Origin of the sequence: Paraburkholderia xenovorans, assembly GCF_046030735.1 — a bacterium.
Taxonomy (GTDB): domain Bacteria; phylum Pseudomonadota; class Gammaproteobacteria; order Burkholderiales; family Burkholderiaceae; genus Paraburkholderia; species Paraburkholderia xenovorans_A.
Genome location: NZ_JAQQBV010000038.1, coordinates 1 through 26,296, shown reverse-complemented (window position 1 = coordinate 26,296; position 26,296 = coordinate 1). Strand labels below are relative to the sequence as shown.

At 55.8% G+C, this 26,296-nt stretch carries 24 protein-coding genes; 15 read left to right on the top strand and 9 right to left on the bottom strand.

Annotated elements, in window-relative coordinates:
* Position 1 precedes the first annotated feature (1 nt).
* From PQQ51_RS28410 to PQQ51_RS28360, 11 genes are all read left to right on the top strand, one after another.
* Positions 2-781 (top strand): gamma-glutamyl-gamma-aminobutyrate hydrolase family protein, encoded by a 780-nt coding sequence (locus PQQ51_RS28410; RefSeq protein WP_408500524.1) that lies wholly within the window; start codon positions 2-4, stop codon positions 779-781.
* A 225-nt stretch (positions 782-1,006) separates the two neighbouring features.
* Positions 1,007-2,116, top strand: coding sequence for a branched-chain amino acid ABC transporter substrate-binding protein (locus PQQ51_RS28405; protein WP_408500560.1), 1,110 nt, complete (start codon positions 1,007-1,009; stop codon positions 2,114-2,116).
* A gap of 308 nt (positions 2,117-2,424) precedes the next feature.
* Positions 2,425-3,555, top strand: coding sequence for a porin (locus tag PQQ51_RS28400; protein WP_408500523.1), 1,131 nt, complete (start codon positions 2,425-2,427; stop codon positions 3,553-3,555).
* Between the two features lie 955 nt (positions 3,556-4,510).
* Positions 4,511-5,461: a branched-chain amino acid ABC transporter permease gene (locus PQQ51_RS28395; protein WP_408500522.1), complete on the top strand. Its 951-nt coding sequence runs from the start codon at positions 4,511-4,513 to the stop codon at positions 5,459-5,461.
* Between the two features lie 16 nt (positions 5,462-5,477).
* Positions 5,478-6,647 carry an ABC transporter permease subunit gene (locus tag PQQ51_RS28390; RefSeq protein ID WP_408500520.1) on the top strand — a complete coding sequence of 390 codons (1,170 nt, stop codon included), beginning with the start codon at positions 5,478-5,480 and terminating at the stop codon, positions 6,645-6,647.
* A 26-nt stretch (positions 6,648-6,673) separates the two neighbouring features.
* Positions 6,674-7,450, top strand: a complete 777-nt coding sequence (locus tag PQQ51_RS28385; RefSeq protein ID WP_089163469.1) for an ABC transporter ATP-binding protein — start codon at positions 6,674-6,676, stop codon at positions 7,448-7,450.
* Positions 7,451-7,494: 44 nt separating this feature from the next.
* On the top strand, positions 7,495-8,199 hold the full coding sequence (locus tag PQQ51_RS28380; RefSeq protein ID WP_089163536.1) for an ABC transporter ATP-binding protein: 705 nt from the start codon (positions 7,495-7,497) through the stop codon (positions 8,197-8,199).
* A gap of 280 nt (positions 8,200-8,479) precedes the next feature.
* Positions 8,480-8,869 carry a DUF6788 family protein gene (locus PQQ51_RS28375; RefSeq protein WP_408500517.1) on the top strand — a complete coding sequence of 130 codons (390 nt, stop codon included), beginning with the start codon at positions 8,480-8,482 and terminating at the stop codon, positions 8,867-8,869.
* Positions 8,870-9,320: 451 nt separating this feature from the next.
* Positions 9,321-10,871: an IS21 family transposase gene (gene istA / locus PQQ51_RS28370; protein ID WP_408500515.1), complete on the top strand. Its 1,551-nt coding sequence runs from the start codon at positions 9,321-9,323 to the stop codon at positions 10,869-10,871.
* A 15-nt stretch (positions 10,872-10,886) separates the two neighbouring features.
* Positions 10,887-11,642, top strand: a complete 756-nt coding sequence (gene istB / locus PQQ51_RS28365; RefSeq protein ID WP_408500513.1) for an IS21-like element helper ATPase IstB — start codon at positions 10,887-10,889, stop codon at positions 11,640-11,642.
* A 692-nt stretch (positions 11,643-12,334) separates the two neighbouring features.
* Positions 12,335-13,405 carry a LysR family transcriptional regulator gene (locus PQQ51_RS28360; RefSeq protein ID WP_408500512.1) on the top strand — a complete coding sequence of 357 codons (1,071 nt, stop codon included), beginning with the start codon at positions 12,335-12,337 and terminating at the stop codon, positions 13,403-13,405.
* Positions 13,406-13,461: 56 nt separating this feature from the next.
* Here the strand turns inward: PQQ51_RS28360 and PQQ51_RS28355 are convergent, their stop codons facing one another.
* The 9 genes from PQQ51_RS28355 to PQQ51_RS28315 all read right to left on the bottom strand — a co-directional run bounded on the left by PQQ51_RS28355 (position 13,462) and on the right by PQQ51_RS28315 (position 20,964).
* A complete protein-coding gene (locus PQQ51_RS28355; RefSeq protein WP_408500511.1) occupies positions 13,462-14,448 on the bottom strand; it encodes a glutathione S-transferase family protein in 987 nt (328 codons plus the stop codon).
* A gap of 25 nt (positions 14,449-14,473) precedes the next feature.
* Positions 14,474-15,565 (bottom strand): Rieske 2Fe-2S domain-containing protein, encoded by a 1,092-nt coding sequence (locus tag PQQ51_RS28350; protein WP_408500510.1) that lies wholly within the window; start codon positions 15,563-15,565, stop codon positions 14,474-14,476.
* A 100-nt stretch (positions 15,566-15,665) separates the two neighbouring features.
* The gene (locus tag PQQ51_RS28345; protein ID WP_408500508.1) at positions 15,666-16,412 is read right to left on the bottom strand and encodes a glutathione S-transferase family protein; all 747 of its coding nucleotides are present in this window, start codon (positions 16,410-16,412) and stop codon (positions 15,666-15,668) included.
* 80 nt (positions 16,413-16,492) lie between these two features.
* Positions 16,493-16,792 (bottom strand): YciI family protein, encoded by a 300-nt coding sequence (locus PQQ51_RS28340; protein WP_408500506.1) that lies wholly within the window; start codon positions 16,790-16,792, stop codon positions 16,493-16,495.
* Between the two features lie 131 nt (positions 16,793-16,923).
* Positions 16,924-17,313 (bottom strand): dioxygenase family protein, encoded by a 390-nt coding sequence (locus PQQ51_RS28335; protein WP_408500505.1) that lies wholly within the window; start codon positions 17,311-17,313, stop codon positions 16,924-16,926.
* A 78-nt stretch (positions 17,314-17,391) separates the two neighbouring features.
* Entirely contained in the window at positions 17,392-17,580 is a 189-nt protein-coding gene (locus PQQ51_RS28330; RefSeq protein ID WP_408500503.1) for a dioxygenase, read from the bottom strand.
* Positions 17,581-17,666: 86 nt separating this feature from the next.
* Positions 17,667-18,476, bottom strand: a complete 810-nt coding sequence (locus PQQ51_RS28325; RefSeq protein ID WP_408500501.1) for an alpha/beta fold hydrolase — start codon at positions 18,474-18,476, stop codon at positions 17,667-17,669.
* A gap of 48 nt (positions 18,477-18,524) precedes the next feature.
* Positions 18,525-19,481 carry a VOC family protein gene (locus tag PQQ51_RS28320; protein ID WP_408500499.1) on the bottom strand — a complete coding sequence of 319 codons (957 nt, stop codon included), beginning with the start codon at positions 19,479-19,481 and terminating at the stop codon, positions 18,525-18,527.
* 289 nt (positions 19,482-19,770) lie between these two features.
* The gene (locus PQQ51_RS28315) at positions 19,771-20,964 is read right to left on the bottom strand and encodes an OmpP1/FadL family transporter (protein WP_408500497.1); all 1,194 of its coding nucleotides are present in this window, start codon (positions 20,962-20,964) and stop codon (positions 19,771-19,773) included.
* Between the two features lie 542 nt (positions 20,965-21,506).
* Here PQQ51_RS28315 and fdhA point away from each other — a divergent pair.
* Genes fdhA through gor form a run of 4 tightly spaced genes read left to right on the top strand, consistent with a single transcriptional unit; the run spans position 21,507 to position 25,403 of the window.
* Positions 21,507-22,700: a formaldehyde dehydrogenase, glutathione-independent gene (gene fdhA, locus PQQ51_RS28310; protein WP_408500495.1), complete on the top strand. Its 1,194-nt coding sequence runs from the start codon at positions 21,507-21,509 to the stop codon at positions 22,698-22,700.
* Between the two features lie 22 nt (positions 22,701-22,722).
* Positions 22,723-23,349 carry a glutathione S-transferase family protein gene (locus tag PQQ51_RS28305; RefSeq protein ID WP_408500493.1) on the top strand — a complete coding sequence of 209 codons (627 nt, stop codon included), beginning with the start codon at positions 22,723-22,725 and terminating at the stop codon, positions 23,347-23,349.
* 36 nt (positions 23,350-23,385) lie between these two features.
* On the top strand, positions 23,386-24,012 hold the full coding sequence (locus PQQ51_RS28300; RefSeq protein WP_408500491.1) for a glutathione S-transferase family protein: 627 nt from the start codon (positions 23,386-23,388) through the stop codon (positions 24,010-24,012).
* Between the two features lie 38 nt (positions 24,013-24,050).
* The gene (gene gor / locus PQQ51_RS28295; RefSeq protein ID WP_408500489.1) at positions 24,051-25,403 is read left to right on the top strand and encodes a glutathione-disulfide reductase; all 1,353 of its coding nucleotides are present in this window, start codon (positions 24,051-24,053) and stop codon (positions 25,401-25,403) included.
* The last annotated feature ends 893 nt before the right edge of the window (positions 25,404-26,296 follow it).

The following is a 26,296-nucleotide window of genomic DNA, read 5'->3' as shown; positions in this document are numbered from 1 at the left end:
CATGATACAGAAAAACGCCTTTCGTTCGGCGAACGCGCCTCGGGTCCTCGTCTCAGGATCCTTCGACTCGGACTTTGCCCCTCCGACGTTGAATTCGGCCATCCGCGACCTCGCGGACAACGCCCTGAGACACCTCGAAGGGGCGGGTGTGACCGGCGTCATCGTCAACGCGGCCTCATCCACAGCGCTGCCAGTTGAACTCGTTGAGGAGTACGACGGCCTGATCGTCCTCGGTGGCTGCGATATCCATCCTCAAATATACGGGCAGGACATCGAAAGCAACTGTGTGTATGGCACGAATCCGCGTGTTGACGAATTTGAGGTTTCGCTCGTGCGCGGCGCCGTGGTTGCACGAGTGCCCGTGATCGGTATTTGCCGCGGGATGCAGGTGTTCAATGTTGCGCTTGGCGGCACACTGATTCAGGACGTTGGTGTCGGCACAATTCACAATGTCGCCGAAGATAACTCTGCAATGACCGAACACGGCGTACGGATTTTGCCAGGGACAAAGCTCGCCGGAATTTTCGGCGAAGGAGAGATGGGCATTCAGTCTGCCCATCACCAGGCCGCCGACCGGCTGGGTGATGGCCTGATCGTCTCGGCGGTGGCGCCTGACGGCATCGTCGAGGGTATCGAGCTCAACGATTCTTGGGGGATAGGCCTGCAATGGCATCCGGAGGACTCGAATGCCAATCTGACGCACATCGACTTGCTGTTCAAGGCCTTTGCGGCGCAGTGCGAGCTTCATGCGCGAGGTCGGCTGTCCTCCTCAACCGCTTAACCTCAAGGAAACGTCAAATGAAAATGCCCTCGAACGTTGCCCGTTGGTTGTCCGCTCGGCCTTAACGCTCGCCGGCTTCGCCCTGTCGTTCCCGGCACATTCGTCAGACAGCTACGTTTTCGGTTCCTGCAAGCTGATGGGCAAACCAAACAGCATTTCGCTAGCCAATTTTTTTCAAATGGAGAGGTCATGAAAACGTTAAAACTAAATACCTTGTCTGTTGCTATGACAGCGGCAATCTTGTCGGCGCATATCACGAGCGTCTTTGCGGATGAGGTCGTGCGTATTGGCTTCGCTGCGCCGCTGACGGGTGGGAGCGCTCATGCCGGCAAAGATTCGGAGAACGGCGCGCGCCTAGCGGTGGATGAAATAAATTCTAAAGGTCTGGTACTCGGCGGCAGTAAAGTGACGCTCCTGCTCGACTCGCAGGACGACGCAAATGATCCTCGCACGGCGACTCAGGTGGCGCAAAAGCTCGTAGACGACCACGTCGTCGCGGTGATCGGGCATGGCAACTCGGGGACGTCCATCCCTGCATCAAAGATCTACAGCGATGCTGGCATCTTGCAGCTCTCGCCATCAGCCACGAACCCTCAATACACCCTACAAGGATTCAAAACGACGTACCGGGTGGTGGCAACAGACGCGCAGCAGGGCCCCGCGTTGGCGACATATGCTACGGGCGCGTTAAAGGTCAAGCGTGTTGCAGTAGTCGATGATGCTACGGCCTATGGCCAGGGATTGGCCGACGAGTTTGTCAAGAAAGCGAAGACTTTGGGCGTGATCGTGGTTTCGAGGGACGCCACGAGCGATAAGACGATTGATTTTCGTGCCATTTTGACGAAGATCAAAGGGCAGACACCGGACGCAATTATGTATGGTGGAATGGATGCGACGGTCGGACCATTTGCTAAGCAGGCAAGCCAATTAGGTATTAAGGCCAAGATCCTCGCTGGTGATGGAGCCTGTACGGAGCAACTATCCAGTCTAGCGGGTGCGGCGGCTGACAATGTCGTGTGCTCCGAACCGGGTCTTGGTCTCGAAAAGATGCCCGGCGGCGCGGCATTCGCGAAAAAATACGAGGCTCAGTTCCATGAGCCGATTCAAATTTATGCGCCATTTTCGTACGACGCCGTAAATATAGTTGTTGATGCGATGAGGCGCGCGAACTCGACTGATCCGGCCAAGATAATTACTGCAATGCCTTTGACCGACTATCGCGGCGTCATCGGCGAGACGCAATTTGACGAGCATGGGGATCTTAAGCACGGTGCTATTTCGGTATACACGTACCGCGCCGGAAAGAAGGTGCTCATCGACGCGCTGAAAATGTGAGCTTAAGTCACGCTGGTCCTATTTTCTGATTTGGACAACGGCCAGCCTGCATTTAAGTCACATGGCCTGAGGCTATTCCGAAAAATCAGGTCTGAGAGGATGTTGGCCAGCCTTCATTCAGTTGAAGGGTCGATCGATTCTGGCGGCGATCGGCTATGAGTAAAATATTAATCGCAATCGAGGCAAGTCAATATCATTTAGGATGACTGATAAATCGGGTGAGTATGGGAGTCTGCTGTGCCGTTTTGAAAACAACTCCCCTTATCTCATAGAAAGAAACCAATAGTGGTTTTATCAACGAGCTCAATATGAAAAACTTAATACTAACAGCAGCCATTGGTAGCACCTTGGCATCGCCGGTCTATGCGCAAAACAGCGTCACGTTGTACGGCATCGTCGATGACGGTTTCACCTATGTGAATAATGCGGGCAAGGCGGGGGCGATCGTTTCAATGGTAAGTGGGGTGCTTCAGGGTTCCCGCTGGGGCGTGAAAGGTACGGAAGATCTGGGCGGCGGCCTGAAAACCATCTTCCAACTTGAAAGCGGGTTTAACACAAACACTGGCGCGCTTGGCGGCGGCGGTTTGGGGTTCAGTCGCTTGTCCTACGTAGGGCTCTCCAGCGACAAGTTTGGTACTGTCACTGTGGGTCGCCAGTACGATACGATACAGGACTACCTTCAGCCCACCACCATGAATGGCAACTGGGGAGCAGACTTCTCGCATGCCGGCGACATTGACAACTCGGACAATAGCTTTTTCATTAACAATGCGATTAAGTACAACAGCATAAATTATAGCGGTCTGCAGTTTGAAGCCCTTTATGCCCTCGGCGGCAAAGCCGGTTCGGCGACTGCAAACAGCACCGTGGCGGGCGGCGTGGGATACACCAACGGCCCGATCTACCTCACAGCAGTGTACGAATCGGCGAAGAATCCAGCGACACAGTTTCCCGGTGGAAATTTCGTGGGCAATCAGGCCACGCCCAGTGCGAATGGTCCTTTCGGCTATGTCGGCAACCCGGCGAACATGCAGGTGATCGGAGTAGGCGGTACCTATGCGATCGGAAAAGCAATGTTGGGGCTCGACTACACGAATACACGCTTTGGGTCTGCCAATGGCACCAACAGTTCAGTACTTTTTGACAATTATGAACTCTGGGGCCAGTACGCAGTGAGTCCAGCTACGACATTGTCGGCCGGATATACCTTTACTGCCGTCAAAGTCAATTACTTGGCCAGTTCCAACCGTCCGAAGTACAACCAATTCAACGTGATGGCTGACTACAGGTTGAGCAAGCGCACCGATATCTATTTTATGGGCGTGTACGAGAAGGCGTCTGGTGGGGCCTACGCTGATATTTTCGATGGCTGGCCGGCCGGCCAGTCGACCACCACAAATCAGGTGCTAACACGTATAGGAATCCGTACGAAGTTCTGATTTGCTACGTCGTAGAAGGCATCCTGGGTGCTTGCCACGACGTACATGGGAATTCACTCTCACTACGAGATTCTTCAGGTAGTTGAAGTTGCTGACGTACCGATGCAGAACGTTGCCACCCGCGGTGATTGCTGTCGCCGATGGCAGCGCGAGGTATTGGATGACACGTGATTCGGTATCTACGTGTCATCCATTTTTCTCATTCTTTCTAAGGCCGGGTGAAAACCGAATTTTAATTTTCCGGAAAATTCACCCGTAGATGAACAGAATCCCGAAGACTCTCCGTACGAGTGAGTTCGGCCAGGGAGCAGTGATGGGTGATGACCGACGGCATTGGTTGCTCATGTCAATGAAGACGCTGGTCACTCGTTATCGTGGGCAGAAGGCAGGTGAGCCTAACACGTCGGGCAATATCAGAGGCCGCTGACGAGCGTCCAACTGAGCTGACCAGGATCGAACCGGAACTATCTGAAGTGAGGGTGAAATGCGATCTGTGAAAAAGCATCTCAATGGGCTCGCCGCCCCGCTCGATGGGGAAGGATCGTGGCATCCCTGCACCGATGTTCGTTGTATGGAAGGAGCCTTGAAATTATATTGGATTCCTTATAAAGCGAGATATATATTTGTTAAGGATGTACGCATGAAAGTGTTAGCACTGGCAACCATAATCGTTAGCGCTTTGGGCTTGGCGGTCTACGCGCCCAACGGCGTCACGTTGTATGGCCGCGTTGTCTCTCGACTCTATCCCACTCTGGCGGAGCAGATACGCTTGCTTGCCCTTAGGCCGACATTGCGTTTCCGTCCTTATCCGAGTTTCACATGCAAGGCAGCGCGCGTGTTCTCATACTCGAGCCCGACACGACTACTGCGCACGTCGGGCCGGTACTAGATAGGTCGATACATTTAACAAGGACGTCTTTTTGAAGCACCGATGTCCGCCCCCCGGAGTAAAGAAATGGACATTTTTGTTCAGCAGATCCTCAACGGGCTGGTGTTAGGCAGTGTCTACGCCATCATCGCGTTGGGTTACACGATGGTGTACGGGATTCTCGGCATCATCAACTTCGCTCACGGGGACGTGCTGATGGTCGGCGCCATGGTTGCGTTGTCTGCCATTGGCGTCATGCAAAACCATTTCCCTGGCATGCCGTTATCGCTGGTGCTGGTCATCGCGCTACTGGTTGCCGCAGTCGTTTGCGCGTTGGTCGGCTACACCATCGAACGCGTGGCTTACCGGCCTTTGCGTAAGGCGCCGCGTCTTGCGCCGCTGATTACGGCTATCGGCGTATCGATTCTTCTCCAGACGCTGGCCATGATGATCTGGGGCCGCAATCCGCTGGCCTTCCCGCAACTGCTGCCGACCGATCCGATCAACGTGATCACGGCCACTGCCGATCGTCCGGGGGCCGTCATTTCAATGACGGAAATCGTGATTATCGTGGTTGCATTCCTCGTGATGGGCGGTCTGCTGCTGCTCGTACACAAGACGAAACTCGGCCGCGCAATGCGCGCCATTGCCGAGAATCCGGGTGTCGCGAGCCTGATGGGGGTCAACCCTAACTTCGTGATCTCCGCGACCTTCATGATCGGCTCCGCGCTCGCCGCGCTCGCCGGTGTGATGATCGCCTCCGAATACGGCAACGCGCACTTCTACATGGGCTTCATCCCAGGGTTGAAGGCGTTCACGGCGGCGGTGCTGGGGGGGATCGGCAACTTGGGCGGCGCGATGGTGGGCGGCGTGCTGCTCGGCCTGATCGAACAGCTCGGCGCCGGGTATATCGGCAATTTGACTGGCGGTGTGTTCGGCAGTAACTACCAGGACGTGTTCGCCTTCATTGTGCTGATCATCGTGCTGGTGTTCCGTCCGTCCGGCCTGCTCGGCGAACGTGTCGCAGATCGCGCTTAAACAGGGGAGACCAAGCATGACTTCAATTCAACCGATCGAGCCGTCGACCACGCTCATCCCTGAAAGAAAGACCGCGAAGAACTACGCCGTCACGGTGCTGGTGACCGCGCTGGTGATCCTCGCTCCCATGCTGATCGGCGCGGCCGGCGGCAATTACTGGGTCCGCGTGCTCGACTTCGCGATGCTGTACGTGATGTTGGCACTCGGCCTGAACGTGGTGGTGGGTTTTGCCGGCCTGCTGGACTTGGGCTACATCGCGTTTTATGCGGTGGGCGCTTACGTGGCTGCGTTGCTGTCCTCGCCGCAGCTGACCACGCAGTTCGAGTGGATCGCGCGTCTGTTCCCCGGCGGCCTACATACGCCGATCTGGATCATCGTGCCGTGCGCAATGACGGTGGCCGCGACCTTCGGGATGCTGCTTGGTGCGCCGACCTTGCGTCTGCGTGGTGACTACCTTGCCATCGTGACGCTGGGCTTCGGGGAGATCGTGCGAATCTTCTTGAACAACCTGGATCGTCCGGTGAACATTACGAATGGCCCGAAGGGAATCACGGGTGTCGATCCGGTGTCGATGGGTGGCTTCAGTCTCGCGAAGACGCACTCGTTCCTCGGGTTCTCGTTCCCGTCCGTGTACCTGTATTACTACCTGTTCGTGCTGTGTTCGCTCTTCGTGATCGTCGTGTGCGTGCGCTTGCAGCATTCACGTATCGGTCGTGCGTGGGCGGCTATCCGCGAAGACGAAACCGCCGCCAAGGCGATGGGTATCAACTCCCGCAACGTGAAGCTGCTGGCCTTCGCGATGGGTGCGTCGTTCGGCGGTTTGTCGGGCGCGATGTTCGGTACGTTCCAGGGCTTTGTGTCACCGGAATCGTTCACGCTGCCCGAGTCGATCGTGGTGCTGGCCTGCGTGGTGCTCGGCGGCATGGGCCACATTCCGGGCGTGATTCTTGGTGCGGTGCTGCTGGCCGTGCTCCCGGAATTCCTGCGTTCGACCATGGGCCCGCTGCAGCACATGCTCTTCGGCCATCAGGTCGTAGATACAGAGGTGATCCGCCAACTCGTGTATGCGCTCGCGATGGTATTGATCATGTTGTACCGACAGGAAGGCTTGTGGCCGTCTCCGAAGCACGAAGACAAGATCGCGAAAATTGCGAAGCGCGCCGGCAAGAAGCCGGTGCGGGCCTGAGCCCCCGAGAGAGCGGAGAAAACACAATGAGTGATAAACCCATTCGACTGTCCGTGAAGGGCGTGAACAAGCGCTTCGGCGGCTTGCAGGCACTGGCTGAAGTTGGCCTGGAAATCAGGGAAGGCGAAATCTACGGCCTGATCGGCCCGAACGGCGCAGGCAAGACCACGTTCTTCAACGTGATCACGGGTCTCTACACGCCGGACTCGGGTACGTTCGTGCTCGACGGTACGCCGTACACGCCGACCGCCGTGCATCAGGTGGCGAAGGCGGGCATTGCGCGTACCTTCCAGAACATTCGTCTGTTCGGCGGCATGACGGCGCTCGAGAACGTGATGGTCGGACGCCACGTGCGAACGAAGCATGGCCTGATCGGCGCGGTGCTGCAGACGCCGTCCGAGCGTCGCGAAGAGAAGGAAATCAAGGAGCGTGCGCTGGAGTTGCTGGAGTATGTGGGCGTGCTGCAATACGCGGATTACACGTCGCGCAACCTGTCGTACGGGCACCAGCGCCGCCTGGAAATTGCACGTGCGCTTGCCACCGATCCGAAGTTGCTCGCTCTCGATGAACCTGCCGCCGGCATGAACGCGACGGAGAAGGTCGAACTCACGCGCCTGCTCGACAAGATTCGCGGCGATGGCCGCACGATTCTCTTGATCGAACACGATGTGAAACTGGTGATGGGATTGTGCAACCGGATGACGGTGCTCGATTACGGCAAGGTGATCGCCGAGGGTCTGCCGCAGGACGTGCAGAAGGATCCGAAGGTGATCGAGGCTTATCTCGGGGCAGGGGTTCACTGATGGCTACGATGAATGGTGCGAACGCGAATGGTACGAACGGCGCAATGCTGAAGATCAAGGGCCTGCAGGTCAGCTACGGTGGCATTCACGCCGTCAAGGGCGTAGATCTGGAAGTTGGCCAGGGCGAACTCGTGACGCTGATCGGCGCGAACGGCGCGGGCAAGACGACCACGATGAAAGCCATCACGGGCCTGAAGGCGTATTCGGCTGGCGATATTGAATACATGGGTCAGTCGATCAAGGGTGTGCCGTCGCACGAATTGCTCAAGCGCGGCCTTGCAATGGTCCCGGAAGGCCGGGGCATTTTCGCGCGCATGTCGATTCTTGAAAACATGCAGATGGGCGCGTACTTGCGTAACGACAAGGACGAAATCGACAAGGACACCGACCGCATGTTCGGCTTCTTCCCGCGGCTGAAAGAGCGGGCCTCGCAGTATGCGGGCACGTTGTCGGGTGGTGAACAGCAGATGCTTGCCATGGCGCGTGCGCTATTGTCGCGCCCGAAGCTGTTGCTCCTCGACGAACCGTCGATGGGTCTCTCGCCGATCATGGTCGAGAAGATCTTCGAGGTGGTGCGCGAAATTTCGGGCGAAGGGCTGACGGTGTTGCTGGTTGAGCAGAACGCACGGCTGGCGTTGCAGGCGGCAAATCGCGGCTACGTGATGGATTCGGGTCTGGTCACCATGTCAGGTGACGCGAAGACCATGTTGGATGATCCGAAGGTAAGGGCGGCGTATCTGGGAGAGTAGGCGCACGTAGCGGCGCACCGGTTTCGTCTCAAAGAGTCCCCATCAACGCGAGTTCCGTCGTTGTTCGCGTCGATCTGACCTTGGTCGTGCTCGGACAGTTCGGAGGTGGCCGGTGCTGATTGCCTCGGACGTTCGCGCTTACGTCTGTCGCGACCCGGTAGACGTGCGCAAGGCTCAACGGGCCGTCGTATCTCGTCGAGCCGTTACTTGAGCAGAAGCCTTCATCGGGCAACCTGTTCGTCTTCGTGACGCGCGACCGCTCCAAAGTGAAGATTCTTTATTGGGCCCGGACGAACGCGTTGCCGAAGCCATCGAGTTGCTCTTTCGCAAATTTCGCGAACTCATCAAGCAGGGCCGCGAGCGGATCGAGCGCATCCGCGAGACGCTCAATGCGATCGACTATCTGTGTTCCGGCACGCTCCTGGAGCGCATGAAGGTTTGCGGCAAGCCGGGCTGCCGCTGCGCCCAAAATCACGACGCCCGCCACGGCCCGTACTATGAATGGGGGCACATGAAAGACGGCAAGCTTGTCCATCGGACAGTCTCGCCCGGGAAGGCCGCCGTCTTGCGGCAGGCCACCGCTAACTATCGGAAGGCGAAGAAGCTGATGCAGGCATGGGAGGACGAAACCGAGCGCCTGATTGACGCCGAAGCGCTGCGCAAACCCTGACCTACCCGGGCGCCCGGGAAATTAAGCGCAAATTCGACCGGCGACCTGCGGAAAGTAAGTCAAGCGGGCGGCATTGAACTCAAAATCGCGCATGACGCGGCCCAAGCGCGAGCTACTTAGGTCCAGTCGAACGCAGGACGAAATATAAGTATCACTAACGTCAACGTGCGTATTTCGGCGAACGTGATCACGGATTCCGGTTGAACGTGATCAGTGAATCCGGAGGAAGGTGATCAGTGAATCCGGAGGAAGGTGATCAGACATTTCGGTTGATGGTGATCGCTGATCACCCGTTTCCGAAACGACTGATCATCTTGCCGAAACAGGTGATCACGCTCCCGGAATGAGTGATCACCGGACCGAAACGGGAACGCTATTTCGGTCTGGCGGTGGTGTTGCGCATGACATCAACGACGGGCGTTAGCCTCGTCTCTTTTATAGGGGACAGGTAATGCCGGCACATCGGATGAGCATGCGCAAATTGAAAGAAGTCCTGCGGCTGAAGTGGGTGTGCGGCTTGTCGCACCGCCAGATCAGCCGGGCCGCGGGTATCAGCGTGGGAGCGGTATCGGCGTATGCAGCGCGTGCAAGCGCGGCCGATCTGGACTGGGCGAGCGTCGAACCGCTGGCTGACGATGAACTCGAGGCCAAGCTGAGCCTGCCGGCCGATCAGAATTCGCAGGCCCGGCGTGTCGACCTGGACTACGCGCTGGTTCATCGCGAGTTGCGGCGCGCAAACGTGACGCTGCAACTATTGTGGGAGGAGTACGTTGAGGCGCACCTCGGCGAGCGCACCTACCGCTACACCCAGTTCTGCCAGCGCTACCGCGACTGGGCGCAGACGCTCAAACGTTCGATGCGCCAGCAACACCGCGCCGGCGAGAAGCTGTTTGCCGACTTTGCCGGGCACACCATGCCGATCCTCGACGGGCGCGGTGGCGTTGCGTTTCGTGCGCACGTGTTTGTCGCTGTACTCGGCGCATCGAACTATACGTATGCCTGTGCGACGCGTTCGGAGGGCACGCACGATTGGATCGGCGGGCTTATCGGCGCCATGGAATTCTACGGCGGAGCTCCGAGTCTGCTGGTCCCAGATAATCCGCGCGCACTGATTGCGCGACCTGACCGATACGAACCGGGCCTTGGCCGCACGGCGCAGGAATTCGTGAACCACTACGCGACAGCGATGCTCCCAGCACGGCCAAGAAAGCCGCGTGATAAAGCGAAGGCCGAGGTAGCAGTTCAAGTGGTCCAGAGATGGGTCCTTGCTCGTCTGCGCAACCACCGCTTCTTTAGTTTGACCGAGTTGAACCGCGCGATCGCTGGTCTCATTGCTGATCTCAACCAACGCCCCTTCAAGAAGCTTCAGGGTAATCGCTGCGAATGGTTCGAGCGGCTCGACCAACCGGCGTTGCGGCCGTTACCCGCCCAGCGCTACGAGATCGCGACCTTCGTGCGATGCGTCGTCAACATTGACTACCATGTTGAGGTCGATCACCACTACTACAGCGCCCCGCACAGCCTCGTGCGCCAGCCAGTCTATGCCCGCTTGACCCGTTTCGGCGTTGAGATCCTTCACGGTGGCAAACGGGTAGCGGCTCACGCCCGCAGCCATCTGCGCAACAAACACACGACGTTGCCCGAGCACATGCCCGTCGCTCACCGCGCTCACCTGGAGTGGACTCCCGGGCGCCTGCTGAACTGGGGCGCATCTATTGGCCCCGGCACCGAGGCAATCGTCCGGCACCTGCTGACCAACCGCCCGCATCCCGAAATGGGCTACCGGGCTTGTCTGGGACTGCTAGCGCTGGCCCGCAAATACGGGCGCGAGCGCCTTGAAGCGGCCTGTCAGCGCGCCCTCGTGGTCGGCTCGCCCACGCGTCGCTCTGTCCTATCGATCCTCAAGTCCGGATTGGACCGACAGGCATCTATGCCGATCGAACTCACTGAATGGCAATCTCCCGAACACGAGAACGTGCGCGGGCCTGACTATTATCACTGACCGAAGGAGGTCACCATGTTGATGCAGCAAACCATCTCGCAACTTCGGAACCTGAAACTCGACGGCATGGCCCGCGCCTTCGAGGAACAAGCCGCACTAACCGCTAGCACCAGTTTGTCGTTCGAGGACCGGTTCGGCATGGTCGTCGAACGCGAACTGGCTTGGCGCGACACGCGCCGTCTTGAACGCCTGATGAAGGCCGCCAGGCTGAAGAACCCACAAGCCTGTATCGAGGACATCGACGTTCGGCAAAGCCGCGGCTTGGACCAGCGAGTCGTTGCCACGCTCGCTAGTTGCGACTGGATCCGCAACGCCCAGAACATCATCCTGAGTGGACCGACCGGCGCCGGTAAAACCTGGATCGCGTGTGCCTTTGCGCAGCAGGCGTGCCGCCAAGGGTTCTCCGCGTTATACGTGCGCGCCGCGCGCCTGTTCGAAGAATTACGCATCGCCCATGGCGACGGCAGCTTCACACGCCGTCTCGCTCAGCTCGCCAAGATTGACGTGCTATTGCTGGACGACTGGGGACTGCAGGAACTCGATCAGGGCGCGCGAAACGACCTGCTCGAAGTGATCGACGATCGCGTGGGCTCACGCTCGACAATCATCACCTCGCAGTTGCCCCTTGAACATTGGCATGCGTGGTTGCAAGACCCCACGCTCGCCGTCGCAATCCTCGACCGGCTCGTGCACCAAGCGCATAGGCTTCCAATAAAAGGTGATTCGATGCGAAAGACCAACGCAAAGCAATCCGACTCATCCCCATCGTGATCACCTTCGTTATAATTCTCTGACCGCGCAACACCAACTTCCATACTGATCACGTTCACCGAAACGGCTGATCACCATCGCCGAAATCCGCAGTCAACGTGCACAACGTTCCGAGATCGGCTCATTCCTTTGTGGGTACAGTCACACTTTTTCCCCGGGAAAGCATGGCATCGCTTTGCTCGCTTGACACCGGCCCGCAAATGGGTACGGGTAATTACAAGCACGGTCAGACGGTTACGAAGGGTCGTCGGTATGGGATGCCGAATCATTTGCGCGAGCATCGCTTATGCGTGACGACGCGTACTATGTTGTGGGGCTGGTCTCCAATCACAGCGCAGGGCAAGATTCCATCTTGCGCCCCCAGTCATGGTGGCTATCCGACAACTGCAGGAAAACAGTAGAGGGTTAAACTGGCCTCGGGCGAGCCTCTATTGACGCCTTACCAACGGCTACGTAGCATGAAATACCGCCATTCACGTCAATCCGCAAAGGCCATCCAAACGTCAATTCACAGACAGTTGCGAGAAAGCATGGTGTCGCATGCTGCGTATTGAATGTTGCATTGCGGAAACGGGAGACCAACTACCGATGGTCATGTGCCTTCTAGATGTTAAGACCGCGTGGAGAGTACGCTTCCACAATCATTCGATCGAACATCACAGGCGCTTGTCAGCCTTGAAGGAGAACGGCCAATGGATTTTCATAAGCTACCCGACATCGATCTGAAGCTGCTCGTGATTTTTGACGAGATTCGAAAATGTCATAGTCTTACGCTCGCAGCCGAGAATCTTGGTGTCACGCAGTCAGCTATCAGCAAATCGTTGCAGCGTCTTCGTCGGCATCTGGGCGACACGCTATTCGTTAGATCACCAAATGGTATGGAGGCAACGCCTAGGGCCAAGGCCTTGGAAGCTCCTATCGCTGATGTGCTACGGACATACTATGAGCGCATTGCCATCGCACCATCTTTCGATCCTGCCTCATCCGATCGCATATTTGCGATCCATGCATCGGACTTGGGCATGTCAGTTCTATTGCCAATCCTGATACCTGAACTGAAGCGACGGGCACCGCACGCTCGCATAACTGGAACTACTGGAAATCAACACGAGGTTCTTGAGGGACTTGAGGTCGGGGACATCGATCTATCTCTAGGTGCCTTTTCTTCGTTGTCAGAAAGTGGAATCTATCAGCAACGCCTATTTGTGGAACAGTACATCTGCCTTGTTCGCCGTGGCCATCCCGTGTGCGCTGCGCCGGTCTTCGATACCGATCTGTTCCAGCAGCAAACGCATATCATTGTCGCGAGCGGCAAGTCCGGACACATCCATGGACGAGCAGAAACGCTTCTACTCGATGAAATACTACCGTCGAACGTCGCCGTGAGAGTTCCAAGCTTTTTGCTCGCTGCGATGCTGACGCGCCATACGGATCATGTTCTTACCGTTCCATCGGCTGCCGCCATAGCATTGGCACCAGAATTTGATCTCGAATGCTTACCCTGCCCGTTGAAGTTGCCGGAATTTACTGTTCTGCAATATTGGCACGAGCGATTTTCACACGATCCCGCCTGTCAATGGCTGCGTACCTTCGTCCACGGTGTATTTGACATCCCCGATTCGGTCTTGGAACGTATCAAGTCACGCCGCGATTTCCCGCCTCTTTCATGTTCGTCGGGGTTAGCTGCACAGCCTTCGGCCATTCCTATTGACGGAAAACCATCCGATTTGAACGATGGATGGGAGCATAACTGTTCAGTTTGATCTGCAATATCGGGCGTTAGTGCCGCTGTCCGCTTCTTCAAGACGTGTCCTGATTCTCATGCGCTCGACGAACGCCTCAAGCTTTGCCGTTCGTGAGGCGTATCGAGTAGCGAAAAATCTGGTCCGACCGGAACTATTCCAGTTGGATTGAGCGTAGGGTGACTACGATAATAATGATTTTTTATGTGCTCAAAGTTAACCGTGCTCGCGATGCCGGGAAATTGGTACAGGTCTCTAAGGTAACCGGACAAATTCGGATAATCGACGATTCGCCGAACATTACACTTAAAGTGACTATAGTAGACCGGATCGAAACGGATCAACGTCACAAATAGGCGCCAGTCGGCTTCGGTCAAACAATCTCCGCATAAATAGCGCTTTCCGGCTAATCGCCGTTCCAGAAGATCAAGAGTATGGAAAAGCCCGATCACCGCTTCTTCATATTGTTCTTGCGTTATCGCGAAGCCAGCGCGGTAGACACCGTTATTGACCGTGCTATAGATCAGATTGTTGAGTGAGTTAATATCTTCATGCAGTGCTCTCGGATACAGGTCGACTTCCGGATGGCGTGCCATTGAATTGAATACCGAGTTAAGAATTCGCATAATCTCGGTGGATTCATTGTTCACGATGGTGCGAGTCTTTTTGTCGAATAGGATAGGAACGGTGACCCTGCCCGTATAGTTTGCCTGCACTGCGCTGTAGATTTGATGCAGATGATCGGCGCCATAGATCGGATCGTGGTCGCCATCTGCGAATTCAGCAAAGGTCCAGCCGTTCGTGCCGACCTGCGGCGCGACTGACGACAGCGAGATGAAGTCGGCCAAGCCCTTGACCACGACCGTGATCGCAGTTCGATGCGACCACGGACATGCGTCCGACACATAGAGATGGTAGCGGTTGGCTTCGGGAAAATACATTGCGCCGCGCTCTTTCGAGATTGTGCCGCGAAAGGTAGTTTGCGTTCTCACAAACTCACCGCGAGGCCCGACACGCGCTGCTGCGTCGTCGGGCTCCCATACACCTTCGATAAGCATTCCCATCCGCTTCTCCGCCCGGGTTCAGACCTTAGTTCGCAATGGGAACGATAGACACCGCACATACCATCGCCTGATCATTCTTGATCAGCTTCTCGAAAATGCGGCGTGCGCGTGTCTGATGGCTATCGCTCATTGCCAGGACTTCCCGGGGACGGCGATCACCGAGCCCCGCGAGCATTTCCTCAAGGGCAGTGAGTCCCACTTTGTCTTCCTCGATCACCGCGCTCATCGCATGGTTGAACACGTCGGTCGTGGCCTCATTCTTCGCGAAGTCGCGTGCAATTGCGAAATGGTAGTGCGTAGTATGCCTTCGGCCTGGCGTTACGCCGTGGTAAATTGCCAGCCGTCCAAGCAGTTCACCGGGCTGATCGCCGACACTGGGTCTGCGGAACTCGTCCATTCCGCAGTGCAGACCAGGCATCAGAAATTTCAACGTGATTGTACGATCGATGTTGCCTCTATAGCCGAGGAACGAGGTGAAGACTTCGGGGCAGGGATAGTTCTTGATGACACGCTTGCTTGCCGCCCAGTTATCACCTTCTTCATGCGTTTCAGGTGTCGAAGCGACCGAATCACTACCATTGCCGATGGTGGCACTGTGCAGAACCGATATGTGTGTGAGGTCGAGGAGATTGTCGTGCAGTAACTGATGACGACACGCGACTTCGTTATAGACCACTATGTTCGAAATATAAGCAGGGTCGGTCAGACCGATTTCTTTGTGGTCCGGTATCATGGATTCGTCAGCGAGCACCGGATCTCCCATCCAGATCCACAGCCAGTTCCATCGTTCGACAAGTGGATAAGCCTTGATGCGGCACGCCGCTGGAATCCTTTCCTGGGCTGGAATGTGAACACAGGAACCGGTCGAATTGTAAGTGAAGCCATGGTAGGCACACTGAATGTTGTCGCCTTGAAGATTGCTTTTGCTGAGCGGGAAATGCCGGTGCGCACAACGACCTTCCAGTGCGACTGCATCGCCAACGACTGTGCGATAGAACACTACCGGCTCGTCCAGAATCCATCGTTCCAGAAGTTGTTCTCTTCCGACATCCTGCGAAAAAGCGGCGATGTACCACTGATTGCGGGCTGCATAAAGGTCGTCTTGAAATGGGTACATGTCTCGTCTCCTATGTCCTGCACAGTTCTGTGTTCCACGCATATGCGGCGTGTCTCTGTCTCACGGTCGGTCCACGAGCCTACAGATATTCCAGTTGGCGCTAGATCGCCCCGACCCAGGCACGGCAGATTCGAGCCGCGTCAAAGCTGGGTCGCGCGACCATGCGCTCGTAGTATGCTGACAGCAACGGGAAGCTGGAGAATAGATCACCCAATTTGAGCATATCCAACCTCGCCAACGTCACGGTCCAGATTACATCGGCAATCGAATACGTCTCGGAACCAATGAAAGGGTTCGAAGCCAGAATGGCGTTCAGATTTGAAAATGCCGTATCAAGTTCAGCAAGCGCGGCGGTGGTACCTTCGCCGTCTACCGACGCGTCGCGCAGGGCGGAAACCCGATCGTACAACGCAGAATAGGTATCAGCGAGATCCGGGTGACGCGCTTTGTTTTCGACGATCCGAGCAAGGCGGCTTGCAAGCAATTCGTTCCCGCGTGGAATACCGCAGCGGCTATAACTGATTGCATGCAACGGAAAAGTATCTGCGACGTCTACCCACCGTCCCACCTCCGCTCTCTGTTGAGGTTCTTGCGGCAACCCGGTTTCGAAGCGATCTGCCAGGTAATACATGATTTTTGCTGAATCTGTTACGACCAGCTCCCCGTCGCAGAGCGTGGGTACGACGCCGCGTGGATTGAGTCGCACGTACCACGGCTCCAGATTTTCGAGTGCAAGCCCGATATCCACTATCCGCTCGTCATAGGGAACGGCCAGTTCAGCGAGGCACAATCGTACCTTCATTGAGCAAATGGACATGGGGAAATGATAGAGTGTAATTTGATTCATTTTAACTGCTCTCCTGCTTATCAATCAGTTATACTAAAGATCAAAATTATTCGAGATATCGTTGTGCCACAAGCTACGCCTTACTTTTGACCCGGCTTGCCGGTGACCCAGTTCCATGCATCGATCTGTACATCTGCGAAAAGCCCAACCTTGCGATAGGGATCTCGCCGTGAGAATTGCTCAACTGCTTCTCGGTTCTCCGCTTCCACGACGAGGAGGGATCCCGTCATCGTGTGGCCGTCGGGCGCAAGAAGAGGTCCGGCCAATACGAGCACGACATTCTCATGGGGCCCGTGAATATAGTCCCGGTGGCTTGGGCGTGTTTTCAAGCGAAGATCCTCTGCGCCGGGCCGATCACGTCCGACAATGACGAAATGCATCTTCTTCTCCCTAACAGGTGAGGGCGGAACCCAGAACGAAGCAAAAATCAAGGGTAAAAAATGGAGACCCATTAATCTGCCGTCCGGTACTATCCCGGGGGGCGACTTTCATAGTTTTCTATGCACGAACTTCACACACCAAGAGCAGCGTCAGCATCGAGGTACTTATCGCCGTCAGCAGAGAGGTGTGTGACAAGCGTGTCGAATCCTTCCTTTCCGATCCTAAAATGAACATGAGCGGGTCGCGTCGAAGATTGATTTGTTATGCGAATCATCTCTCCGACCGGTTCGTCCGTGGGAATCGGATAGCTTTTTGGAAGAACCGACCAGAATCCGATGCGACTGTCAGCATCGATTTCAAGTACCGCCCTCATACGAGATTTCTCAATCGTCCAGTTCGCGTCCTGCACGTCGTATCGGCCTCCTGCATCTGCATGCCAGACATCCACGACGGCCTGTGCAACTGGAGCCCCGGCCGATAGAACGCGCGCCGAAACATACAGTGGGTCACCCCTTGGCACCCCCGGCGATATCAGTATTCAGACCTGCGGCTTTCGGTGCTTCCTCCGCATGGAACGGGCCAAATACTGTCTGTTTGCTCACGCCCTCCACTCGATATGACGCTGAGCGACCACGAGCTGAGAAAGGCCAAGTGAGTCGGACAGGAGGACGAAATCCTGTCGGGTATTGCTGCAGATCTGTCCTGTCCTCGTGAGCAATTCGATTCCGGTCATCCATTCAGGCTCGGTCAATTTGACTTCGCGAGCGAAATCGTGAAGGTGCTGCACCAGCGCGATCAGGATTTCGCGAAATCGTCAAGGGGGCACTTGCAATGCGTCGGTGCACCTCAGTTGTGATGTTGTATTCATTGAGATCAAGAATTTTTGTTGGTCCCCAATTGAAGCGGTGGAGCGAGCTCTTGCAGTGCGACGTGCTTGCTAACGAAGCGTTCCAGGGAGGCGATAGTCTCGGCGGGCGCTTCATACAGCGGATAATGACTTGCGCCCCGTATAACCTGAATCTCGACCTGTTTGAAGAAAGTTGCCGTGGTTTCCCGAGCAGCCTGTTCGGAGCACGCTGGATCAAATTCGCCCACCATCGCGAGAACGGGATGCGGAAGTTCCTTGACCTGTTCACGGATATCGGTACGACTCGCGTCGTTTGCGTAGCCTGCGAAAGCAGCAGGACTGATTTCGGCGAAGGTTGCCGCCACCAATGCCTGCGCAAAGGCGTCGGAACAGCGATTTGCAGTCCCGCCTTTGACAATCTGCTGACGCCTCTCCGCCGATGTGGCAGCTCCCGCCATCAGTGCAGCACGCGCTGGATCCGATACCGGGCCTTTTGCGCTGACTCCAGCGATGGAGACGATGGCGGACGTCCGATGCGGCATGGCGGCCGCGAGCATTTGCGCAACGAGCGCACCCAGTGAATGCCCTCCCACCGCGATGTTCTTCCACCCGAGGAATTCCACCAGCTTGCATGCGTCTACGACCGCTTCCCGAAGCGTGAATAGCCCGTCCATCGGTTTCGAGCAGCCGTAGCCACGGTAGTCAACCGCGGCATACTGAAAGCGCTCGAGGTCCGCATACTTCAGCATGGGATCGAATGCGTCCTTGGTTCCCATCAAACCCGGAAATAGCAATACCTTTTGTGCGCCGATGCCGATCAGCTTGAATGATTTCATTGAGTTGTCTCCTTGTTTTCTGATTTGCCCATGGCGCGTTTGCCGATCTCAGACATGGATTGGATCGTCCCGCTCCATGAGCGCGAGTACTTCATCGCGTGATGGCGCGAGTTCCGGAGACATCTTCAATTCCGTTCCGAGTTGTGCCTCTTCCTCGTCCATTTTGAAGCCGAGTGATTTAGTCGCTTCGAACATGACCCCACCCGGTGTACGCACGTATACGGACTCGAAGTAGCCACGGTTCTTTCGGTCGGAGAAGTCAGTGAATCCCATACTCTCGGATTCGAATTTGATGCGCGACTGGGTGTCGTAGTCAGCAACATCGAACGCACCGTGATGAACGATCCCCTGACCAAGGGTCCAGCTTCCTTGTCTGAGGTCTGGAGCATGCAAGACGTCGAGACGTTTGCCGGCGCCTCCTTCCTGAGTCTCATAGCGCGTAAAGTTCCCGTCGCTCATCGTCGCCCTGAAGTTCCAAGCGGCTTTGAGAAAAACCTCCATATCCTCGAACTCGCGCACGGTAGCAGTCCAGTTGTGAAAGCCGCGTACCGCGTATTGCTCGGGCACGTAATCCGATTTCCAGGGGGTGCGGAGGTCTGTTTCGTCTTCCACAATTTCGAAATCGATGCCGGCGTGAACGACACGGATATACTTTTCACCGAAACGCTCGGATTCACCCGAAAATTCGACGTTGTTCTTCCGGAAATGCTCGCGCCAGAAGTCTAGCGCACCCGGCGGAACCGAGTAGGCGATCGCGGTGAACTGGCCAGAACCTTTTCGACTGGTGAGGCCGGTACGAAGCATCGGGAAGGTGGTCATGACGGTTCCGGGTGTGCCAACTTCGTCGGAGAAGTACAAGTGGTAAATCGGAATGCGTCCGTCATAGAAGAGGGTGCGTTTGATGAATCGTTGACCGATGACCTTCACAAAGAAGTCAACATCGGCCTGAGCTGATGAAGTGCAGAGGGTAATGTGATGCAGTCCTCTAATAGAATCGTTGTTCATGCTAGCTCCTTGCTTGAGTTGAACCTATGTTATTCACGGCACCGCCGCGAACCTGGGGCGCCGGCATAGCCGTGACGCCGCATGATGAAAGTATGGTGTTTCCTCCACTTGGCGGCTATAGCTTCTCGGCAATAGGGGAAATTCCAAAGTGGAATGTCGACTGTCCGGCAGCGAAAAGACACAAGGCCTCATCGGTCGAATTCTCCGGTCACGTCAGATCACCACATGGTTGGTCCTTCAGAACCGTATATGCTTGACCGTCCGACAAAAAAATCCGACCCCATCGGTGCTAAAATTTGTGGCCATAAGTGATGCCGATAACTTCCGTCGTAGTTTTAACGTTAAACCCCTCGCTCGGGCCAGTTCCGTGCATATTGACCGGAATGCCATATTCGAAAAGTGCACTGATTTCGTCTTTATTGCTTACTCGATATGTGAAACCCGCAGACACCGTCTTGCCATTTTCGATAGGAGTAAGGAAGTTTTGCGCGACGGCGTTGGAGTTGAACGTCGGGTTCGCGTAACTGAATCCAGCACGAATAGTCCAGCGGCGGCTGATATCATACGAAGCGCCGATCCTGAACACGTCCTGGTCCTTCCACGAAAACGTTTGTGCGGACCCCAAAATAGTCTTCGACCAGGAAATGTGAAGCCAGTCCGCGGCAAGTTTGAGCGCAGGAACGGGTTCATACGACACGCCAATACCATATTCAGGGGGCACGTCTATCCGGCCACCTCCAGCAGCCAGAATGTCGTTGTCGTAGCCTGAAAGTCGTCCCATCCGGATCGTGGTCGCTATCATCGCGCCTAGCGTGAAGTTTGGCACTGGCTTCCACAGATAGCCGATTCGACCACCGTATCCAAATGCTCGAGACACTCCGTGCGACGGCAGTGTGGTCAGGCCACCGCTTTCGTCCGGTAGAATGATGCCCTCTGCTGAGAATCGCTCGTATGCCAGAACGACGCTCAAACCGATAATGTTTTGTTCGTTAAACTTATAGGTCACAGTGGGCGCCGCTGCCATGGCCTGAAGACTCGATTTGGCGATTTGAGCGCCGGGGATGGACAACGCTGGACTTCCATAGTTAGCGGCCAGGCCCACGCCGAACAGCGATACGCCGAAGGTGACACGCGGATTGATCTGCAGGTTGAATCCACCCTCGGGAACAACAGAGACGCCACCGGAATGAAGGTGATTGTTGGCGGATCCATATTCATAGTCAATCTGCGGCTCGATGCCCTGAAGCCCGAAGTCGAAACGACTTCCCACGACTCCCATTCCGGCGGGATTGTTCGCTGCGGACACACTATCCTGGGGTAGGGCGATTGAAACACCTGCCATTCCGCCTGCGATCACGCCGAAGCTACTTAACTGTGCGCCGTCCACCGCGAATGATGGAGTGGCACCCCAAGAAAATAGCGTAATCGCAACGGCCTTCAGGGCGAACGTCTGGCTACACGCTTTGCGTATGTTTGTCATCATGTCTCCTCCTCGGGGTATGGAACCCCTTTCGTTTATTTATGTTTAAGCTTTTTGTCTTCGACATCCTTTATTCCCGGCCTCCTTTCCGGGGTCCGGATCAGGCTCATGGCTTACTGCTCCATGAAGCGGGATCGGTCGTACGGCTCTTTCTCTGTGACCGGCACGTCGGATCAAACGTCTCGCCGAGCGCGATTACCCGGGACGCCGGTTTCTGTGCGTGCATCCTGCGGGTACCGGAAATTGGCGTCCATTCCCAAAGCGGCATGTCGGGTATTCCTGTTAGTCAGGTGAGGAACGGTCGCCGATCCATTGATCTGTTGGACCAATATCCGGCACGGGCATCAGCAACATTCCCAAGAGGGGATAGCCGTTCGCATGACTAAACGCTCTAATATCGCCATGTGCTCTCAACGCTGGACAGGCAGTTTCCACAGAGGAGATCAGCGATCGAGTTCAGTCATCTTTCGATGTTGCAGGGAATTTCCTCAACGTGATCGGTGGCTTGAATATGCTGGAAAACGGAAACCATAACGGAGACGAAAATGACATCAAACAAAGGCGTTGTCTATGCTGGCAACGGGCGCGTGGAGGTGCGGACGATACCGTTCCCGAGGCTGGAGAGCCCGCGCGGGAAGAAAATCAATCACGGTGTAATTTTGCGTGTCGTTTCGACGAACATTTGCGGTTCGGATCAGCACATGGTTCGCGGAAGAACAACCGCTTCGGTCGGTCTCGTTCTCGGACACGAGATTACCGGAGAGGTCATCGAGATCGGTTCCGATGTCGAAACAATAGCGGTAGGTGACCTGGTTTCCGTACCCTTCAACGTGGCATGCGGGCGCTGTCCGATGTGCAAGCAACGTAATACGGGCGTTTGTTTAACCGTCAACCCGGCGCGAGCTGGAGGTGCTTATGGCTATGTAGACATGGGTGACTGGATTGGTGGCCAGACCGAGTACGTGATGATCCCTTACGCGGACTTCAATTTGTTGAAGTTTCCGGATAAGGATCAGGCGATGAGCAAGATACGCGATCTGACCTGCCTTTCCGACATACTTCCCACCGGCTATCACGGAGCGGTGACGGCTGGGGCGGGGCCAGGAACGACGGTTTATATTGCAGGTGCTGGTCCAGTGGGCATGGCGGCCGCAGCGTCATCACGGTTACTGGGCTCTGCCGTTGTCATAGTCGGTGACGTCAACAAAGCTCGTCTTGAACATGCAAGGAAAATGGGCTTTGAGACCGTAGATTTATCGAAGAACACGCCGCTGGTAGATCAAATCGAAGACGTGCTGGGCCATCGGGAAGTTGATTGCGCGATCGACTGCGTGGGTTTCGAGGCGCGTGGTCATGGTGTATCAGGATCGGCCCTTGAGGCCCCCGCCACAGTGCTGAACTCACTCATGGAAGTAACGCGTGCCGCGGGTAACATTGGCATTCCTGGCCTTTACGTTACCGGCGATCCGGGTGCTGTCGATGAAGCTGCGAAGGAGGGTAGCCTGAGCGTAAGACTCGGTCTGGGTTGGGCGAAGTCCCACAGTTTCTTTACTGGGCAAACGCCTGTTATGAAGTACAACAGGCAGTTAATGCAAGCCATCCTTTGGAACCGGATCAATATCGCGGAAGTGGTGAATGTGCAGGTAATTGCACTTGATCAGGCTCCGGACGGATATCACGAATTTGATGCCGGCGCCGCAAAGAAGTTCGTGCTTGATCCGCATGGATTGCTGGCCTGACGGGCGCATTAAGGAGCGGACAATGCTAACAATATGGGGCCGGGCTAATTCGGTGAATGTGCAGAAGGTGCTGTGGCTTTGCGAAGAACTGTCTTTGCCATTTGATCGGATCGATGCGGGCATGCAACATGGCCGCAATAAGGATTCTGATTACCTTGCGATGAATCCGAATGGTCGGGTGCCGACATTGGTCGATGAAGACTTTGTACTGTGGGAGTCCAACTCGATCTTGCGTTATCTGGCACTTCAATACGGAAGCGATACAGATCTGTATTCGAATTCGCCGCCGGTGCGCGCCAGCATTGATCGTTGGCTAGACTGGACACTATCCACGCTCGCGCCGGCCGAGAGGACTGTATTCGTGGCTCTCGTGCGCACTCCTGCGGAGCAGCGCGATATGGCCACGCTAGACGCCGATTTCCGTTCGGTCGGTGTGCATTGGGCCATGCTGGACAAATACTTGGCATCGCGGCGGTGGATCGAGGGTGATCATTTCTCAATAGGCGATATCGCTCTTGGCACATATGCACGGCGCTGGTTTGGCCTAGAAGGCGTAGAACGGCTGGATTTGCCAGCGCTCGCGTCATGGTACGGACGCATCGCAGCGAGCGCGGGGTTCCAGCGCTACATCGCTGTGCCACTGAGCTAGCCACTACCGGCCCACGAGCGACGAGGTGCAAGTAACATGACGATTACGCTTTATGCCTGGAATACACCCAATGCCCGTAAGATCAGCGTCGCCCTGGAAGAGATGGCAGTGCCGTACGTCGTAGAGCCCGTGGATATTACAAAGGGAAGGCAACACGAGACTGAGTTTTTGAAGATCAGCCCGAACAACAAGATTCCCGCCATCGTAGATCCGCGCAGCGCGGACGGGAAACCTATTAGCCTATTCGAATCCGGTGCGATCCTTCTTTATCTGGCTGAAAAAACCGGACAATTCTTGCCCACGGATACGCGCAAGCGTATTTCGGTTCTGGAGTGGTTAATGTGGCAAGTGGGCGGCTTTGGCCCGATGCCGGGACAGGTGCACCACTTTCTCGGTCTTAAGGATGAAGTTGATCGTCGATACGGCTTGAAGCGCTTCAGTGACGAAACCCGTCGACTTTATGGGGTGCTTGATCTGCAATTAGGTCGATCAGAGTTTATTGCAGGAGAACTGTCGATTGCGGACTTCGCCGTGCTGGGCTGGGTGTGGCGGCACGAGCGGCATCAAGTCAATCTTCTGGACTTCCCTCAAGTCCACCGCTGGTACAACAGTCTTATGGCTCGGCCACGTGTCCAGCGTGGGTTTGAGATCAAACTGACATAAGGCGTCAATCAGGTGTTAGAAACGCGAGAACCAAAGAGATGAATTTCGACTATGACTTGTTCGTGATCGGCGCTGGATCTGGTGGCGTGCGTTTAAGCCGCATGGCTGCCGCCTACGGTGCGCGTGTAGCGATCGCCGAAGAGAGTCGGGTAGGCGGCACGTGTGTTATCCGGGGATGCGTTCCGAAGAAGCTGTTGGTTTATGCGTCGCATTACAAGGAAGAATTGGAAGATGCGGAGGGCTACGGTTGGCACTTTGAACCCGGAACTTTCTCGTGGAGTAAGCTGATCGAGAGAAAGGGTCTCGAAATTGACCGCCTCAATAGCGTCTATCTGGATCTCCTTGCGAACTCGGGCGTTTCGCTCTTTGATGGGCGCGCCACTGTCAGCGGCAGCAATCACGTGGAGATCGGCGGCGGCCGGATCAGCGCGCGACACATCGTCGTCGCGACGGGATCACGACCTGTGATGCCCAACATCCCGGGAATCGAGCATGCGATCAGTTCGAACGAAGCGTTGGATCTTCCAACGTTTCCGGAGCGGATTGCGATAGTGGGTGGCGGGTACATTGGGCTTGAGCTCGCTGGCATATTCAATGGTTTGGGCGCGCGTGTCGATGTGCTTTACCGAGGTGATCAAATCTTGCGCGGTTTCGATGATGACGTCCGCGACACGCTGGCTGTGGAAATGAAAAAGAAAGGCGTGGGGATTCGTACCCGCACTGAAGTTTCTGCGCTGGAGAAAATCTCGGACGATACCGTGAGGATCATTCACGCGAATGGCACCCATGGTGATTACAATACCGTTTTGTATGCGATCGGCCGCGCGCCGAATACGCAAGGGCTGGGCCTTGAAGTCGTCGGCGTAGCCTTGAAGGAAAATGGGGCAGTCGTGGTTGATGAATGGTCAAGGACAAGCATCGATTCGATTCATGCGATCGGGGATGTGACCGATCGGATTCAGCTGACACCGGTTGCTATCCGCGAGGGAGCGACGCTGGCGACGACACTGTTTAGTGATTCACCGACGGTGCCTACGGAATACGATACGGTGCCATCGGCAGTATTCAGTCAGCCCGAGGTGGCGACGGTTGGATTGGCGGAAGCAGACGCCCGAAAGAGATATGCTGAGGTGGATATTTACCGGTCTTCTTTCAGACCGTTGCGTCATACGCTGTCGGGGCGTGACGAAAAGACTTTCATGAAACTGGTGGTGGACAGTGCCACGCAGCGGATCCTCGGCGCGCACATGGTAGGACGTGATGCGGCTGAGATCATTCAAGGCGTAGCTATCGCCGTTGGAATGGGTGCTACGAAGGCCCAATTTGACTCCACGCTTGGTGTTCATCCTACCGCTGCGGAAGAATTTGTCACCATGCGTATTCCCGGATGATAGGTCGTAGTGTTATCCGATCCGCACGGTTTCTACTTTGCAGATTCCGCAGTCCGATGTCATCGTGATGATTATCGCGCTTTCGCGTTTGGCGCGAGGCACAACTGCATCTTTCTATGCTTCGGCCGAGAGTAGCCGGTCCCGTTAGATGTGTTTCGCGCGGAGGATTAAGCGAGCAATGAAGCAGGCGTTTCGTGGCGCGACGTTTATCATCGCAGCAGCGGAGCATCCTAGTCGTCAGCTGTGTGATAGCGCAATAACGCTTCGTGCAATACGGCCGCTTAATAGTTCGGGGCGGTGCAGGTTGGGTTACGAATTTATGCTCCGAAATGGTTCGTGACGACTCTTGCGACGGAAGCAGTGTCGATGAAATGCCATTTGACCCTGCATAAAAAAGATCTTCCTGGGTACTGAATCAGGAATTCATAAAACTGCGGAGGTCGCTGCCGTTACCTCGTTGGATTGCATCGAGTATCCGTTACGCGAATTATAAAGTTCCTTGGGGTTGGATCTTTGTCTTCGCGAGTAGGTAAGGACGCGGGCCGATCCAATCGGAACGAGGTTGTAGGAGAAGTGGGTGAGCGCGGGAAAATCGCTGCGTTTGCTGATTGAAGAATGGCTGAGTCCGACTTTGGCGATGCCGATTCGCGTAATGCGATTCAGTCACACACGCTCTAACCTGAGGCGCTACGTATGCGTCGAGGCGCAGCGACCGGAAGCCGTGGTTGTCCTCTTTTTCTTCCGGCACGATGACGGCTTGTGGTACGTGTTGCCGCCCGAGACGGCCGTTTGACAATAAGCGATTACGCACATGTCGGTTGATTGGTATATCCGGATGAGGCGAATCCCGGCGAACGGGTCCAGGAAACTACCGGAGATCACTTCGATGGACC